Here is a 15,732-nt window from a genome sequence, read left to right as displayed (position 1 = left end):
CACCCCGGGGGTAGGGGTGGGCCTACCGTCTTCCGTCCGCCGGCAGGGCAGACTGCATCTGTGAAGGGGACAGGGGGGCCGGGGAAGGGCTTGGCCAGGACGGCGGTCAACGCGGCCGCCGCCGGGCCGTGGGCGCTGGTGCTGAACGCCGTCACCGGGCTGGCGGCACTCGCGCTGCTCGTCCTGCTGGCGGGGTGCGTCGTCCTGGCGCCGGTCGCCGGGATCGGGCCGGCGCCGCTCGACCGGGTACGCGCGGCCGCCCACCGGCTGGCCGGTCACCAGCGCCGCTGGGCCGGCCGGGTGCTCGGCCGGGACGACGTTCCCCGGAGCGTCCCGGCGCGCCCGCGGTGGCGGGAGCCGCTCTGGCTGGCCGTGCACGCGGTGACGGGTCCCGCCCCCGTGGTGGCGGTGTGGGCGATGCTATCGGCCCTGGACTACGTGTTCTTCCGGCTGGAGCCGTCCCGGACGAGCACGCTGAACACCTTCGCGCTCAGCCTGTCCACCGTGGCCATCGCGGTCGTCGTCCTGCTGGCCGTGCCGCTGTTCCGCACCGGGCAGGCACGGCTGGCGTCGCTGCTGCTGGACGCCGGGCCGACGCCGGACGCGCGGATCCGGGAGCTGACCGCGTCGCGGGCCGCGGTGGTCGACGCGCACGCGGCCGAGCTGCGCCGCATCGAGCGCGACCTGCATGACGGCGCGCAGGCCAAGCTGATCGCCATCCGCATGCACCTGGGGCTGGCCGGCGGCTCCCGTGATCCGGACGCGGTCCGGCGCGCGATCGACGAGGTCAGGGAGGTCGCGGGTCAGGCCCTGACGGATCTGCGTGACCTGGTGCGCGGCATCCACCCGCCGGTGCTGACCGACCGCGGCCTGCCGGGCGCGATCGAGGCGTCCGCGCTGCTCTGCCCGATCCCCGTCGACGTGGACGTCGAGCTGCCGGGCCGCCCGCAGCCGCCCGTGGAGTCGGCCGCGTACTTCGCCGCCGCCGAGGCGCTGGCCAACGTGGCCAAGCACAGCGGCGCGTCCCGGGCATGGGTGCGGCTGCGGCACACCGGCGGCGTGCTGCGGCTGACGGTGGGCGACGACGGTCACGGCGGGGTGCGCCGCGACCTCGGCACCGGTGTGCGCGGCATCGAGGACCGCCTGTCCGCCTTCGACGGCTCGCTCACCGTGAGCAGCCCGCCGGGCGGCCCGACCGAACTGACCATGGAGGTCCCGTGCGCGTTGTCATAGCCGAGGATCTCGCCCTGCTGCGGGACGGGCTGGTCCGCCTGCTGTCGGCGTACGGATGCACCGTGGTGGAGGCCGTCGACAACGGTCCCATGCTGCTGGAGGCGCTGGTCCGGCACCGGCCGGACGTGTCGGTGATCGACGTGCGGCTGCCGCCGGGCTTCACCGACGAGGGGCTGCGCGCCGCGCTGGAGGCGCGTGCCCGGGTGCCGGGGCTGCCCGTGCTGATCCTGTCGCAGTACGTGGAGCAGCTGTACGCCAGGGAGTTGCTGTCCGACCGCTCCGGCGGGGTGGGCTACCTGCTGAAGGACCGGGTGGGCGACGTCGACAGGTTCGTCGACGCGGTGCGCCAGGTGGCCGGCGGCGGCACCGCGATGGACCCGGAGGTGGTCTCCCAGCTGCTCACCCGCCGGAGCCGGGACGAGCCGCTGGCCGCGCTGACGCCCCGCGAGCGCGAGGTGCTGGCCCTGATGGCGGAGGGGATGTCCAACCTGGCCATCGCCGCCCGCTTCCGCGTCACCGACAAGGCGATCGCCAAGCACACCACCGGCATCTTCGCCAAGCTCGGCCTGCCGCCGTCCGACGACCACAACCGGCGTGTCATGGCCGTCCTGGCCTACCTGCAGGCCGCGCCCTCTGCCGGGGCGACGTAGCTCCCGCCGATCTCCCCAAGGCGGGTGAACACGGTTATCGTTTGCGTGCTGGCCGAACGTGGACGGGAGATCAGGGTGCGAGGACGAGGCACGATCCTGCTGCTGATGTTGCTGAGTACGGTCCTGATGGGCTGCGGGGGGCCGGAGCCCGCCACCGGGCAGCTCACGCTGGCGGCTCCGCGCGACCTCGTCGCCGGCCCGCGGGACCCGTACTACACGCACCAGACGTTACGCGTGTGGGAGCCGCTGGTGACGGTCGACGACAGGCTGCGGCCGGTCCCGGCGCTGGCCGTCTCGTGGGCCTCCGCCGACCGGGGGCGGCGCTGGACGTTCACCCTGCGCGACGGCGTGCGCTTCAGCGACGGGACGCCGCTGACGGCCGGGGCCGTGGTCGCCAACGTCAGGCGGTTCCTGCGGATCGCGCCCCGCCAGTCGGCGTTCTTCAGCCTCGACGCCGGGATGGAGGCGGCGTACGGCAAGCTCCGCGACGTCCGCGCCGAGGACGGGAAGGTGGTCTTCGAGCTGGCGGAGCCGGTCGCCGACCTGCCGGGCAGGCTCGCCGGGTTCTTCAGCATGATCCAGTCGCCGGGGGCGTTCGCCTCCTCGGGCGACTTCGCGGGCAAGCCGGTCGGGACCGGCCCGTACACGCTCGTGGAGTGGGTCAAGGGGCAGCGGGCGGTGCTCGCCGCCAACCCGCACCACCACGGCGGCGCCCCCGCGTACGACAGGATCGTGATCCGGGTGATCCCGGACGCCAACGCCCGGGTCGCGGCGCTGCGGGCCGGCGAGGTCGACGGGCTGATCGACAAGGGCGCGCTGCTGCCGGGGCAGGTGGGCGCGGTGGCCGCCGACGACGGATTCCGGGTGGTGCGCAGCCCGTCGGCGCTGACGCACTACCTGACCTTCAACGCCGCGCGCGGCCCGTTCTCCGACGCCCGGTTACGGGAGGCGGCCGACCTGGCCCTCGACCGGCGGGCCATCGCCCGCACGCTGCTCGGCGGCACGGCGACGCCGGGCGCGGCGTTCCTGTCGCCGGTCTTCGGCGAGCTCGCCGATCCCGGCGTCAGCGCGCCCTACGACCCGGCCAGGGCCCGTGAGCTGGTCGCCGCCGCGGGCGCGCCGGCCGGGCCGGTGTCCATCCTGATCTCCTCCGCCGAGACCGGGCAGTTCCCGTACGCCGGCATCGCCGAGGTGCTGCGGGCCGCTCTGGAGAAGGCGGGGCTGCCCGCGCGGGTGACCGTGGCCGAGGCCACCAAGTCCGTGATGGAGGCCGGCGACTACGACATCTTCCTGAGCGCCTACAGCGTGCCCAACGGCGACCCGGACTACCTGTTCCGGCGGTTCCTGCGCTCCGACGCGTCGTGGAACGTCGAGCGCCGGCTCGGCTACCGCAGCGCCGCGTTCGACGACCTGGTCGACCGGGCCGCCACCGAGATCGATCCGGACGCCCGGCGCGGCCTGTACCACCGGGTGCAGCGGCTGCTCGCCGCCGACCGGCCGATGATCCCGCTGGCCTACCAGGACAACCCCGTCGTCACCACGAGCAGGGTCGGCGGCGTGACGCAGAACGCCGCGTACGTGGTGGACCTCGGCGAGCTCGTCCCCCGGCGGTGACGGCCGTCGTCCTGCGGCGCGGGGCGGAGCTGCTGCTCACGCTGCTGACGGTGTCGGTGCTGGTGTTCCTGCTGACGTCGCTGGCGCCGGGCGACCCCGCGGAGGAGATCCTGCGCCGGGGCGGCGTCCAGCCGACGGCGGCCGGCGTCGCGGCGCTGCGCGCCGAGCTGGGCCTCGACCGGCCGCTGTTCACCCGCTACCTGGAGTGGCTGCTGGGCGTCCTCCGGGGCGACCTCGGCACCTCCTACGCCGACCGGTCCCCGGTGGCGGCGGAGATCTTCTCCCGGGTCCCGGCGACGCTGCGGCTGGCGGGGGCCGCGGCGCTGGTGGCGGCCGGGCTCGCGGTGCTCGTCTCCGTCCGCGTCACGCTCCGGCCGCACGCGCCGGGCAGCCGCGCGATCGCGCTGGCGACGGTGGCGCTGACGGGCGTCCCGCCCTACATCGTGGGCATCCTGCTGATCAGCGTGGTGGCGGTCGGGCTGCGCGCGCTCCCCACGGGCGGCGACGGCGGGCCCGGTGCGGTCGTGCTGCCCGCGCTCACGCTCGGCCTGGCCGGGGCGGCCACGCTGCTGCGGCTGCTGCGGGCCGATCTCGCCGACGCGCTGCGGCAGCCGTTCGTCAAGCTGGCCGCCGCGAAGGGGCTGCGCGCGCGGCGGACGGTCCTGGTGCACGCCGTACGCGTGGCCGCGCCGAACGCCGTCACGGCCGCCGGCGTGGTGCTCGCGGAGCTGCTGGCCGGGGCGGTGGTGGTCGAGACGCTGTTCTCGTGGCCCGGGGTGGGGCAGCTCGCCGTGTCGGCGATCCGGCAGCGCGACGTCCCGGTGGTGCAGGCGTACGTGCTGGTCACCGGGGCCGCGACCGTCGCGCTGCTGGCGTGCGTCGAGCTCTGCCTGGCGGCGTGCGATCCCCGGGTGCGGCGGCGATGAGGGGACGCGCCGGGCCGGCGCTGCTCCTCGCGGTCGTGCTGTTCTGCCTCCTCACGCCCCTGGTGTCGGGGCACGATCCGCACGCGCCCGACCTGGCGCGGGCCCTGCTGCCGCCCGGCGGGACGCACTGGCTCGGCACCGACCAGCTCGGCCGCGACCTCCTCACCAGGACGGCGGCGGCCGGCCGGACCTCGCTGCTGGTGGCGCTGGCCGTGACGGCGGCCACCACGGCGCTCGGCGCGGTGACGGGCGCCGCCGCCGGGCTCGCCGGCGGGGTGGCGGACCGGTTGCTGGGCTTCGCGGCCACCGTGGCGCTCGCCCTGCCCGGTCTCACGCTCGCGCTCGCGCTGGCGGGCGTGCTGCGGCCCGGGTACGGGACGGTCCTGGTCGCCCTCGTGCCGCTCGGCTGGGTGAACTGCGGCCTGGTCGCCCGCACCGCGACGCGGCAGGTGGCCGGCTCCGATCACGTGCTGGCCGTGCGGGCCATCGGCGCGTCGCGCCGCTACCTGCTCCGGCGCACGATCGGGCCGCACCTGGCCGGGCCGGTCCTGACGGTGGCCACGGCGGACTTCGGCAGGGCGCTGATCGCCGTGACGTCGCTGAGCTTCCTCGGCGCCGGGCTGCCGCCGCCCGACACCGACTGGGGCGGCATGGTGAGCGAGGCCACGCCGCTGCTGGTGGCCGCGCCGGGGCCGGCCGTCGTGCCCGCGCTCGCCCTGGCCCTCACCGGCCTGGCCGTCGCCCTCACGGCCGACACCCTGCGCTCCGCGCCGGCGTCACCTCAGGCGGGCGGGAGGCGGTAGACGGACACGTGCGAGCGTGACTCCTCGGTGAAGGCGCCCCCGCTCCAGTCGGCGTGCCTGGACTCCAGCTCGAAGCCGGCCAGCTGGGCCATCAGGTCCAGCTCGGCCGGCCAGACGTAGCGGTGCGGGCTGCGGAACAGCTTCGCCTCCCGGCCGTCGCCGAACCTGAAGTGGTGCGACACGACGAGCTGCCGCACCACGTCGTAGGTGTCGAGGCCGATGTAGCCGGGCTCGGCGTGGTAGACCGTGGCCTGCTGCCCCGGGGGCAGCTTGCGCAGCTCTGGCACCCAGAGCTCGATGACGAACCGGCCGCCGGGCGACAGGTGCCGGGCGGCGTTGCGGAAGCACGCGACCTGCCCGGCCTGGGTGAGCAGGTTGGAGATCGTGTTGAAGACGAGGTAGACGAGCGTGTACGCGCCAGGGGCGACGGCGCTCGCCATGTCGCCGGCGATCACCGGGATCGTCGCCTCGTCCACCTTCGTGCGCAGCTGGTCGATCATCGGGCGGGACAGCTCGATGCCCGTGACGGGCACTCCCCGCCCGGCGAGCGGCACCGCCACCCGGCCGGTGCCGATGGCGAACTCCAGCGCCCGGCCGCCGCCCGCGAGCGCGGCGAGGCGGTCCACGGTCGGCCCCAGCACCTCGGGCGCGAACATGCCGGTGCCCGGCGTGTCATAGCCGCGGGCGGTCTCGCTGTCCCAGATCTCCTGGCGCATGCCGCCCACCCTGGCCGGGCGGCGGGCGCGCTGTCCACCGGATTTCGTTCTGACGCGCCACATCGGGATCATTCGGTCACCGCCTGACTACGCACCGGCGTTGCCTCTAGGTTGCCTCAGGAGTGACGCCCCGCCCCGCCCGCAGTCAGGAGGATCACGCATGTCGAGGGTCAGGTCGATCGTCATCTGGTCGGCGGTCGCGATAACCGGCGCGGTCGCCTGGGGCGTGCTGGCGTTGTCGCGGGGCGAGAGCGTGTCGGCGGTCTGGATGGTCGCCGCCGCGCTCGGCTCGTACGCGATCGCCTACCGCTTCTACTCGCGCTTCATCGCCCGCACGGTGCTCGGCGTCGACGACCGCAGGGCCACGCCGGCCGAGCGGCTGGACAACGGCGTCGACTTCCAGCCGACGGACCGGCGGGTGCTGTTCGGTCACCACTTCGCCGCCATCGCCGGGGCCGGGCCGCTGGTGGGGCCGGTGCTGGCGGCCCAGATGGGCTACCTGCCCGGCACCATCTGGATCATCGTCGGCGTGATCCTGGCCGGTGGCGTCCAGGACATGGTGGTCCTGTTCTTCTCCATGCGGCGCGACGGCAAGAGCCTGGGCCAGATGGTCCGCGAGGAGATCGGGCCGATCGGCGGGGCGGCGGCGCTCGTCGCGGTCTTCGCGATCATGATCATTCTGCTCGCGGTGCTGGCCCTGGTCGTCGTCAACGCGCTGGCCGCCTCGCCGTGGGGCACCTTCTCCATCGCCATGACCATCCCCATCGCCCTGTTCATGGGGTTCTACCTGCGGGTGCTGCGGCCGGGGCGGGTTGCCGAGGCGTCGGTCATCGGGGTCGCGCTCCTGCTGCTGGCCATCGTGGCGGGCAGCTGGGTGCAGGACTCCGCGCTGGCCGGGATGTTCACGCTCAGCCCGCAGGCGCTGGTCGGCTGCCTGGTGGTGTACGGGTTCTGCGCCTCGGTGCTGCCGGTGTGGATGCTGCTGGCGCCACGCGACTACCTGTCGACGTTCATGAAGATCGGCACGATCGGGCTGCTGGCGCTGGGGGTGGTCGTCGCGGCGCCGGTGCTGCGGAACGAGGCGGTCACCGAATTCGCGCTGAACGGCGACGGCCCGGTGTTCGCCGGGGCGCTGTTCCCGTTCGTCTTCATCACCATCGCCTGCGGCGCGCTGTCCGGCTTCCACGCGCTCATCTCGTCGGGCACCACGCCGAAGATGATCCAGAAGGAGTCGCAGATCCGGCTGATCGGCTACGGCGGGATGCTGACCGAGTCGTTCGTCGCGATCATGGCGCTGGTCGCGGCCAGCGTGCTGGAGCCCGGCCTGTACTACGCCATGAACGCCCCGGCGGGGCTGCTCGGCAGCACCGCCGAGAGCGCGTCGGCGGCGGTCGCGCGGCTCGGCTTCACGATCTCGCCGCAGGACCTGACGGCGGCCGCGGCGGCGGTGGAGGAGAGCAGCATCATCGCGCGCACCGGCGGCGCGCCCACGCTCGCCGTCGGCATCTCCGAGATCCTCTCGGCCGTGTTCGGCGGCGCGGCGTTCAAGGCGTTCTGGTACCACTTCGCGATCATGTTCGAGGCGCTGTTCATCCTCACGACCGTCGACGCCGGGACCCGCGTCGGGCGGTTCATGCTGCAGGACACGCTGGGCAACGTGTGGAAGCCGATCGGGCGGGTGAGCTGGAAGCCCGGCCTCTGGGCGACCAGCGCCGTGGTGGTGCTGGCCTGGGGATACTTCCTGTACGCGGGCGTCAACGATCCGCTCGGCGGGATCAACCAGCTCTTCCCGCTGTTCGGCATCGCCAACCAGCTGCTGGCGGCCGTGGCGCTGACGCTGGCGACCACGTTGCTGATCAAGTCGGGCAAGCTCAGGTGGGCGTGGGTCACCGGCGTGCCGCTGGCGTGGGACGTGGCCGTCACGCTCACCGCGAGCTGGCAGAAGGTCTTCGACGCCGACCCGAAGATCGGCTTCTTCGCGCAGCGGGAGCTCTTCGCCGGCGCGCTGGCGGCGGGCGAGGTGCTGGCCCCGGCCCGGAACCTGGACCAGATGCGGACCGTCGTCACCAACTCCACGGTCGACGGCGTCCTGGCGGCGCTGTTCGCCGTGCTCGTGCTGGTCGTCATCGCCGACGCGGCCGTGGTGTGCGTCCGCGCGATCCGCTCCCGCGAGCCGCTGCCGCTCAAGGAGGCCCCGTACGTGGAATCGGCCATCGTCGCGCCGTCCGGGCTGCTCACGACCCCAGACACCGGCTCGCGGCCGTCGTGAAGGTGCTGCGCTTCCTGCGCTGGTACGTGCGTGAGCTCACGGGGACGGCCGCCTACGAGCGGTACGTGCGCGCGCACGAGGGACATGGCGGGACGCCGATGTCGCGCCGCCGGTTCGAACGCCGGCGATCCGACCTGCGCGAGGCGACACCGCAGAGCCGCTGCTGCTGACCGCGGCGGCCAGAACCCGCCGGAATCGTCGCTTCAGCCCAGGGGCCGGTGGGCGCGCCGATCCAGCCTTGCGCTGCGCGAACCCCGTCCACGCTCGCAGAACGGATCTCCACCCCCCTGATTCGAGTCACGACCCCCTGCCTCCCCCGGCCGGTCTTCCGGGCCACAGGGGGGACTCACACGCCGTATCGGAGCTACCTGCCCCGGCTGGACGGAGGGCCGATCCCGTAGCGCGCGGCGCCGGCGTGGCGATATCCAGTTACGACGACAGGGTGGCTGGATGATCGCCAATGCAGACGAACCGGAGGCCGAGCCGGCCGGGGAAGCCCGCGGGCGGGCCCGGGCCGGCGTCGCCGCTGCCGTCGCGCGGCACGCCGCCGCCGGCGCCGCGAAACTGACCCCGCCCGCGCTCCTGGCCGTGCTGTCCGCGGGCGCCCTGACCCCGCTGGCCGCGATGCCGCCCGCCCAGGCCGCCGCGACCATAGCGGCTGGCGTCGGCACCAACATCCTGAGCCAGGTGGTCAGCGACGCCATCGCCGCGCTGCGGCGCCGTACCGATGGGCCGGTGCCGGAGGAGGAGGTCGAACGGCACCTGACGGACCGCCTGGCCGAGCGGCTGGCCGGCGACGACGCCGACGCCGGGCTGCTCCGGGTGCGGATCGCCGCGCTCCTGCGGGAGGTGGAGGCACCGGCGGTCGCCCTGGAGGTCGCGATCGGCACGGGCGACCACGTGCTGCAGACGCGGCTGGCCGAGGCATTCGCCGCGCTGGGCACCCAGTTCTCGGAGTTCGCCTTCCTCCTCACCGAGCTGGAGACGGCGGCGGCCGGCATCCAGCGGACCCTGCACCGGCAGGAGGGCGAACGCCGTCACGATCGGCAGCAGGTGCGCCTCCAGTCCATGCAGCTCATGCTCCTGCGAGAAGAGGTCGCCCAGCTCAGGCAGGCGCGCTCGGCGGCACTGGACGGCGCACCGCGCTGGGAGCACGACAGTCCCTATCGCGGCCTCTGGCCGTTCGAGGTCGGCCACGCGCCCATCTTCTACGGACGCGAGCAGACCACGGCCCGGCTGCTGGACAAGATCGCCGAACGCCTGGAAGGCCCCGGCCTGGTGGTGGTCACCGGAGCTTCGGGAGCGGGCAAGTCGTCGCTGGTCCACGCCGGGCTGGTGCCGGCGCTGGCCCGGGGGATGCTGCCCGTCCCCCGATCGGAGCACTGGCCATGTCTGCTGCTCACGCCCGCGCAGGCGCCGCTGGACGAGCTGGCCACGCATCTGTCCGCGCTTCGTGACGGTGACGCGATCATTCAGCGTGACACCCTGGCCGAGCGCCCCGATGAAGCGCATCTGGCCGTCCAGCACGCCCTCCTGGCCTGCGACGCCCCTGAGCGGGCCCGCCTCGTCATGGTCGTCGACCAGTTCGAGGAAGTCTTCACGCTGGGGACCGGTGAGCAGCGGGAGGCGTTCGTCACCGCTCTGGGCGCGGCCGCCACCACGCCCGTCGGGCCGGGGAAGCAGCCGGCGGCGCTGGTCGTGGTGATCGTGCGCGGGGACTTCATCGACCGGTGCGCGGAGTACCCGGTCCTGGCCGAGGCCTTGCAGGACGGGCAGTTCGTGGTCAATCCCATGACCACGCCGGAGCTGCGCCGCGTGATCACGGGGCCCGCGGCAGCGGCCGGGCTGGAGGTGGAGGCCGGACTGGCCGACGCCATCCTCGCCGACCTCGGCCCGCCGGACCGCCACGGATCGGGGGCGCTGCCCCTGCTGTCCCAGACGATGCTGGTCACCTGGGAGAACAGAGAGGGAAAGCGCCTGACCATCCGCGGTTACGGCAGGGGCGGCGGTGTGGCGCAGGCCGTGCAGACCAGTGCGGAGGCCGTGTACGAAAGTCTGTCGCCACCGGCGCGGGACACGGCGCGCGTGGTGTTCCGGCGGATGACGGCCGTGAGCGGCGACGGCCAGTTCACCCGCCGCAGGACGACACGCGACGAGCTGCGCGCGCTGGGCGAGCGGGCGGGCGACGCCGACGCGGTGCTGGAGGCGTTCGCCGGCAAGCGGCTGATAGTGCTGGGCGAGGAAAGCGCCGAGATCGCGCACGACTACCTGCTGCAGGCCTGGCCCCGGCTTCGCGGCTGGCTCAGCGTGGACCAGGCGGCCCACGTGCTGCACAGCCAGCTCGTCGACGACGCCCGGGACTGGCAGGCGCATGATCGCGACCCGTCCTTCCTCTACCAGGGCACCCGTCTGGAGGCCGCGCGATCGATGTCCTGGACGGAGGTCGCCGACGGCTCCATCGTCCTCGACGACACCGAGCGTGCCTTCCTCGCCGCGGGGACCGGCGTCGCGCGCCGCAGGGATCGGCAGCGGCGGGTCCGCGGCATCGTTCTCATGCTTCTGCTGGTCATCCTCGCCGGTCTGGGCGGATTCTCCGAATATCTCCGGCAGCAGAGCGACCAGAGGCAGAGCCTGCTGGAGCGCCAGTACGACCAGGCGCTCGCGCGGGCGCTGTCAGCCCAGGCGGAGAACGAGCGGGAGAACGACCGCGTCCGAGCCCTCAAGCTCAGCCTCGCGGCCTGGCGCCTGGCCCCCGCCATGGAGGCGCGCGCGGCACTGGTGAACTCCGTGTTCCGCGCCGAGCGCGAACTGCTCGCACTTCCCGCGGCGCCCGTGAGCAACCACCCGGCGACCACGACGCTGAGCGGCGACGGCCGCGTACTGGCCCGGCTGAACGGCGCCCGGGTCGAGATCTGGGACCTGCCCGGCCGCACTCCTCGCACGACGATCGCGGTCCCCGGGGGCGCCACCGACGTATGGCTGGCCGATGGCGGGCGGGTGGCCGCGGTGGGATGGAGCGATGGCGGTGCCGAAACGGAGCTGTGGTCGGTCAGAGTCTTCGACGCCCGCACCGGGAAGGCGCTCGGCGCGCCGATCACCCGGATCGCGACCGCCGCCTGGTTTCCGCTCATCGTGACCGGAGGCGGCCGATACTTCGCCGTCACGATCGAGAACGGGCCGGGCGACGTACGAACCCGGTTCTACCATGCCGCCACCATGAGACAGATCGGGCAGCTGGCCGGCGTCTACGCCAACTTCGTCGCGCTCGACCCGGCGGGCCGGCTCGTCGCGGTCCGAAAGGGCGCCCGGGGGGTCGAGCTCCGGGATCTGGCCGGGCGCGACGACGCCCGGACGCTGAAGAACTGCTCAGCCGGCTACGGCGACCAGGAGGGCTTCTTCCTGGATTTCAACACCGATTCCAGCCGCCTGGTCCTCATGCCCGCCGCGACGCGGGGCTGTCTCTGGGACGTGCGGACCGGCGAAGCCGTCGCCCAGCTCCCGCACCAGGACCTCGCAGTCTACTGCGGCGCCGCGTTCGCCCCCGAAGGCACGATCATCACCACCTGTGACCAGCTCGCGGTCTACGTGTGGCGTGCCTCCGACGGCCGCCTGCTGGCGCGCTACCCGCTGCCAGACTATCCGCGAACCGTGCGGGCAGCCGGCGGCCACCTCTACTGGACAGCCGGAGAGCGTGTCCTGACGCTGGATCTGGGCCCGTACCTCCCGGTCTTCACCCTGCCGCACCGACCCGACACGGTGGTGATCAGCCAGGACGCCACGAAGATCGCGGCGATCGCCGCGGGACGGCTCACGGTGTGGGACACGGGTTCGTGGCGCGTCATCCTCAATCGATCCGTCACCCCTCTCGCGTGGGAAGGCGCACCGGAGCTCGCCTTCAGCCTCGACGGCGGCACCCTGGCCGTCCTGGACGGCGGCGGCGTATCGAAGATCGACCTGCGGTCGGGACGGTCCGGGTGGCTGTATGAGGGGGAGGAGGTGGACGGCACGCTGTCGGTGAGCCGTGACGGGGTGCGGGTCGCCGCCCATCTCGGAGACCGCATGCTGCTGTGGGACCGCTGGGACGCCGACCCGGTGGGGACTTTCCCCACCCCCTCCGAAGGCACGGCGCGGATGACTCCGGACGGGCGCAGCGTCATCACGAGCACCGGGGCGGACCCTGAACGGCTGCACCGGCGCAGCGCGCCGGAGGGCACCGTGCGCGCCTCGGCGGATGCGGGCCCGTCCCGCGCCTTCGAGAGCGTCACGCCGGACGGCGCGTCCTTCGCCCTCACGGAGATCGAGGGATACAACGACGTCACGCTCTGGTCGGCGGCGACCATGACGGCCTCGGGACTGCCCTTCCGCACCAGGACGCAACTCCTGCACAGCATGGCCTTCTCCCCCGACGGACGGCTGCTCGTCACGGCAGGCGAGACGACCGACCCCGGCCGCCCGGGCGGCTCGGCCATCGGCGTCTGGGATGTCGCCACCCGGCGGCCCATCGCGGAGCCCTTCTTCCTGAGGACGTCGGACGTGCCGGCGGTGGCCGCCGGGCCGGACGGGCATCGCGTGACGGCGGTGACCAGCGAGGGCGACGTCCATCGGGTGGACATGGACCCCCGGAGCGTGGTCCGCCGTCTGTGCGCGGTCGCCGGTGGAGGCTTCACCGAGCGGGAGTGGCTGACGTACGCCGGGGGTGCGCAGAGCTACCGGCCGTCCTGCGGCTGACGCCGGGTGCGCCCGCAGGGGTGGCAGCAGGCCGAACGTCCAGCTCCAGGACAGGGCCGGTGGAATCACGCCGCCGCCCATGAGCGTGACGCCGCACAGCGCGGCGGAGCCGCACGTCGCGCCGCGGGCGAGCCCGGGCTCATGGATCACCGGGGCCGGTCCGACTGCCGCGATGTCCAGGCCGCGCTGGTGCATCAGCAGGGCCATGGGGACGCCCATCAGCCCGGCGGGGCTGACCGCGGAGGGGGCGGGGTTTCGATAACCCCGGGGTTATCGGCCGATGCGACATCCGGCGTTGTTCCAGGCCGCGGGGCGCAGCAGGCTGGGGCCGTCCGAAGTCCGGCTCCGAGGAGAGACGTGAACATCACCGCTTCCACCATTTCGCTGACCGTCGACAACCTGGAGGGCTCCAGCGGCTTCTTCACCAAGCACCTGGGCTTCCGGGAGGCGATGGCGGCCGAGGGATTCGTCTCGCTGACCCGTGACGACGCGGCGGCCGACGTCGTGCTGCTGCGGCGCGGGAGCGAGGTCCTGCCCGCCGGGCAGCGCGATCAGCACGCCGCCGGTCTGATCGTCGCCTTCACCGTCACCGGGCTGGCCGGCGAGGAGCAGCGGCTGCGCGGCGAGGGGGCCGACATCACGATGCCGTTGCGCACCGAGCCGTGGGGCGAGTCGCTGTTCCAGATGACCGACCCGAGCGGCGTGGTGGTGCAACTCGTCGAGTGGACGACACCGGCGGGCGGCTGACCGAGCCGAAACTTTCGGCGACTTCGTCGACACAGGGGCACGTCACAGGCGTGGGCGAAAACCGGTCTCCGAAATATTTCGGCATTTGCTTGACATGTTTCGGCCGGATTCTCAGACTGATCGCCAACGCCCCACCCGGAAGGGAGAGCCCCAGTGATCACCGGCATGGCCCGCTCAAGGATCCGTACGAGGCTCGTCGCGCTGGCGGCCGCGGCGGCGCTCGCCGTCGCGGGGGCGGCGGCGGTCGCCCCCACCAGGGCCGCCGCGGCCGCCGGGGTCGAGAACGAAGGCGCCGACTGCGCGGTGCCCGGTCTGCCCGACGCCGGATCCCTGCCGACGAACTCCCGGCTTCCCGATCCCTTCAGGAAGCTGGACGGCACCCGCATCACCGCCAAGTCCGACTGGCGGTGCCGCCGTGAGGAGATCAAGCGGCTGGCGGAGAAGTTCGTCTACGGCGAGAAGCCGGGCAAGCCGTCCGGTGTCACGGGGTCGGTCACCCGCTCCGGCATCACGGTGAACGTGAGCCACAACGGCAGAAGCTCCAGCTTCTCCGCGAGCGTCTCGCTGCCGAGCGGTTCCGGGCCGTTCCCCGCCGTGGTCGTGCTGGGCGGGTTCGGCGCGGACACGGCGGCGATCAGGGCGGCCGGCGCCGCCGTCATCAGCTACGACCCGTACGCCGTCGGCCGGGAGGGCACCCCGCGCAACAACAAGCAGGGCGCGTTCTACAGCGTGTACGGCTCCTCCAGCAGCACCGGGCTGCTCATGGCCTGGGCCTGGGGGGTGAGCCGGATCATCGACGTCATCGAGCAGTCCGACGGCAGCGTGCTGCGCGCGGACGCGACCGGCGTGACGGGATGCTCGCGGTTCGGCAAGGGCGCCTTCGTGGTCGGCGCGTTCGACCAGCGCATCGCCCTGACCATGCCGATCGAGTCGGGCAGCGCCGGTGTGCCCATCTTCCGCGGGATCCCCGGGGAGGGCGCGCAGAGCCTGAGCAGCGCCTACGGTGAGCAGCCGTGGCTGGGTGACGCGTTCGGCTCTTTCACGAGCAGCCCGGGCAGGCTGCCGGTGGACACGCACGAGATCGTCGCCATGGTGGCGCCGCGCGGGCTGTTCGTCATGGACAACCCGCACATCGCCAACCTGGGCCCCCGGTCGGCGAGCGTGGCGGCGCTCGGCGGGGCGGAGGTCTACAAGGCGCTCGGCGCGGGCGACGCCATCACCTACTGGTCCGACGTCCAGGACGGCAGCCATTGCGCCAGCCGGCCGGAATGGCGCACCCCGCTGCAGCAGAACATCCAGAGGTTCCTGCTGAAGTCGGGCAGCGCCGCCGGCGCGATGCGGATCTCGTCCCGGGCGAGCGGCAACCTGGCGGAGTGGCGCGACTGGCAGACCCCCACGCTGGGCGACGGCTCGGCAGACACCACCCCGCCGAGCACGCCGGGCGCCCCGGCGGCCACCGGTGTGACGGCCGGCGGCGCCACGCTGACCTGGGCCGCCTCGACCGACCAGGGCGGCTCCGGCCTGGCCGGTTACGACGTCCTGCGCGCGCCCGGCGCGAGCGGCGGCACGTTCACCCAGGTCGGCACCTCGGCCACGACCTCGTTCGGCGACACCGGCCTGACCCCGGACACCACCTACCGCTACCAGGTCAGAGCCAGGGACGCCGCCGGCAACACCTCGCCGGTGTCGGACACCGCGCAGGTCACCACCCAGCCGGGCACGTCCACCGGAGTCTGCGCGGCCGTGCCGGCCACGCAGACCCAGTGGAGCACCGGGTACGTCATCCAGCCGCTGACCATCACCAACACCGGCACGTCGGCGATCAGCGGGTGGACGGTGACCTTCACGCTGCCGGCCGGGCACACGCTCACCGGCTCGTGGAACGGCGCCTTCACCGTCAGCGGGCAGACCGTGACCGTCAGGAACGTCGCCCACAACGGCGCCCTCGCCCCCGGGGCCGCCACCACCAGCGTCGGCTTCCAGGCGACCCGCCCGAGCGGCGGCACCGCGCTCCCGTCCGGCTACACCTGCGCCTGACGGGCGATC

Annotated in this window: 11 protein-coding genes; 10 read left to right on the top strand and 1 reads right to left on the bottom strand. The window is 73.6% G+C overall.

The window, feature by feature from the left end:
- The first annotated feature begins 60 nt into the window (after positions 1-60).
- From ADY59_RS23275 to ADY59_RS23255, 5 genes are all read left to right on the top strand, one after another.
- Complete coding sequence (locus ADY59_RS23275; RefSeq protein WP_231618846.1) at positions 61-1,233, top strand: sensor histidine kinase; 1,173 nt, start codon at positions 61-63, stop codon at positions 1,231-1,233.
- Positions 1,218-1,883 (top strand): response regulator, encoded by a 666-nt coding sequence (locus tag ADY59_RS23270; protein ID WP_049565453.1) that lies wholly within the window; start codon positions 1,218-1,220, stop codon positions 1,881-1,883. The genes ADY59_RS23275 and ADY59_RS23270 overlap by 16 nt, the downstream gene beginning before the upstream one ends.
- A 105-nt stretch (positions 1,884-1,988) precedes the next feature.
- Positions 1,989-3,497 (top strand): ABC transporter substrate-binding protein, encoded by a 1,509-nt coding sequence (locus ADY59_RS23265; protein WP_156325676.1) that lies wholly within the window; start codon positions 1,989-1,991, stop codon positions 3,495-3,497.
- The gene (locus tag ADY59_RS23260) at positions 3,494-4,423 is read left to right on the top strand and encodes an ABC transporter permease (RefSeq protein WP_049565448.1); all 930 of its coding nucleotides are present in this window, start codon (positions 3,494-3,496) and stop codon (positions 4,421-4,423) included. The genes ADY59_RS23265 and ADY59_RS23260 overlap by 4 nt, the downstream gene beginning before the upstream one ends.
- Positions 4,420-5,226 carry an ABC transporter permease gene (locus ADY59_RS23255; protein ID WP_049565446.1) on the top strand — a complete coding sequence of 269 codons (807 nt, stop codon included), beginning with the start codon at positions 4,420-4,422 and terminating at the stop codon, positions 5,224-5,226. Before ADY59_RS23260 ends, ADY59_RS23255 begins: the two co-directional genes overlap by 4 nt.
- On the opposite strand, the gene ADY59_RS23250 is transcribed toward ADY59_RS23255, so the two are convergent.
- Positions 5,205-5,942, bottom strand: coding sequence for a class I SAM-dependent methyltransferase (locus ADY59_RS23250; protein WP_049565492.1), 738 nt, complete (start codon positions 5,940-5,942; stop codon positions 5,205-5,207). The genes ADY59_RS23255 and ADY59_RS23250 overlap by 22 nt on opposite strands.
- Before the next feature lie 160 nt (positions 5,943-6,102).
- Here ADY59_RS23250 and ADY59_RS23245 point away from each other — a divergent pair, with 160 nt between their 5' ends.
- From ADY59_RS23245 to ADY59_RS23220, 5 genes are all read left to right on the top strand, one after another.
- Positions 6,103-8,211, top strand: a complete 2,109-nt coding sequence (locus tag ADY59_RS23245) for a carbon starvation CstA family protein (RefSeq protein ID WP_049565445.1) — start codon at positions 6,103-6,105, stop codon at positions 8,209-8,211.
- Positions 8,208-8,381 (top strand): YbdD/YjiX family protein, encoded by a 174-nt coding sequence (locus tag ADY59_RS23240; RefSeq protein ID WP_197093804.1) that lies wholly within the window; start codon positions 8,208-8,210, stop codon positions 8,379-8,381. Before ADY59_RS23245 ends, ADY59_RS23240 begins: the two co-directional genes overlap by 4 nt.
- A gap of 280 nt (positions 8,382-8,661) precedes the next feature.
- A complete protein-coding gene (locus ADY59_RS23235; RefSeq protein ID WP_049565443.1) occupies positions 8,662-12,939 on the top strand; it encodes an nSTAND1 domain-containing NTPase in 4,278 nt (1,425 codons plus the stop codon).
- 357 nt (positions 12,940-13,296) lie between these two features.
- A complete protein-coding gene (locus tag ADY59_RS23225; protein WP_049565439.1) occupies positions 13,297-13,686 on the top strand; it encodes a VOC family protein in 390 nt (129 codons plus the stop codon).
- 153 nt (positions 13,687-13,839) lie between these two features.
- Positions 13,840-15,723 carry a glucuronyl esterase domain-containing protein gene (locus ADY59_RS23220; protein WP_231618845.1) on the top strand — a complete coding sequence of 628 codons (1,884 nt, stop codon included), beginning with the start codon at positions 13,840-13,842 and terminating at the stop codon, positions 15,721-15,723.
- Positions 15,724-15,732 lie beyond the last annotated feature (9 nt).

This window comes from Nonomuraea sp. SBT364, from assembly GCF_001083785.1.
Classification (GTDB): Bacteria; Actinomycetota; Actinomycetes; order Streptosporangiales; family Streptosporangiaceae; genus Nonomuraea.
The sequence above is the reverse complement of the archived record's forward strand: the minus strand, read 5'-3'. Positions and strand labels throughout refer to the sequence as shown.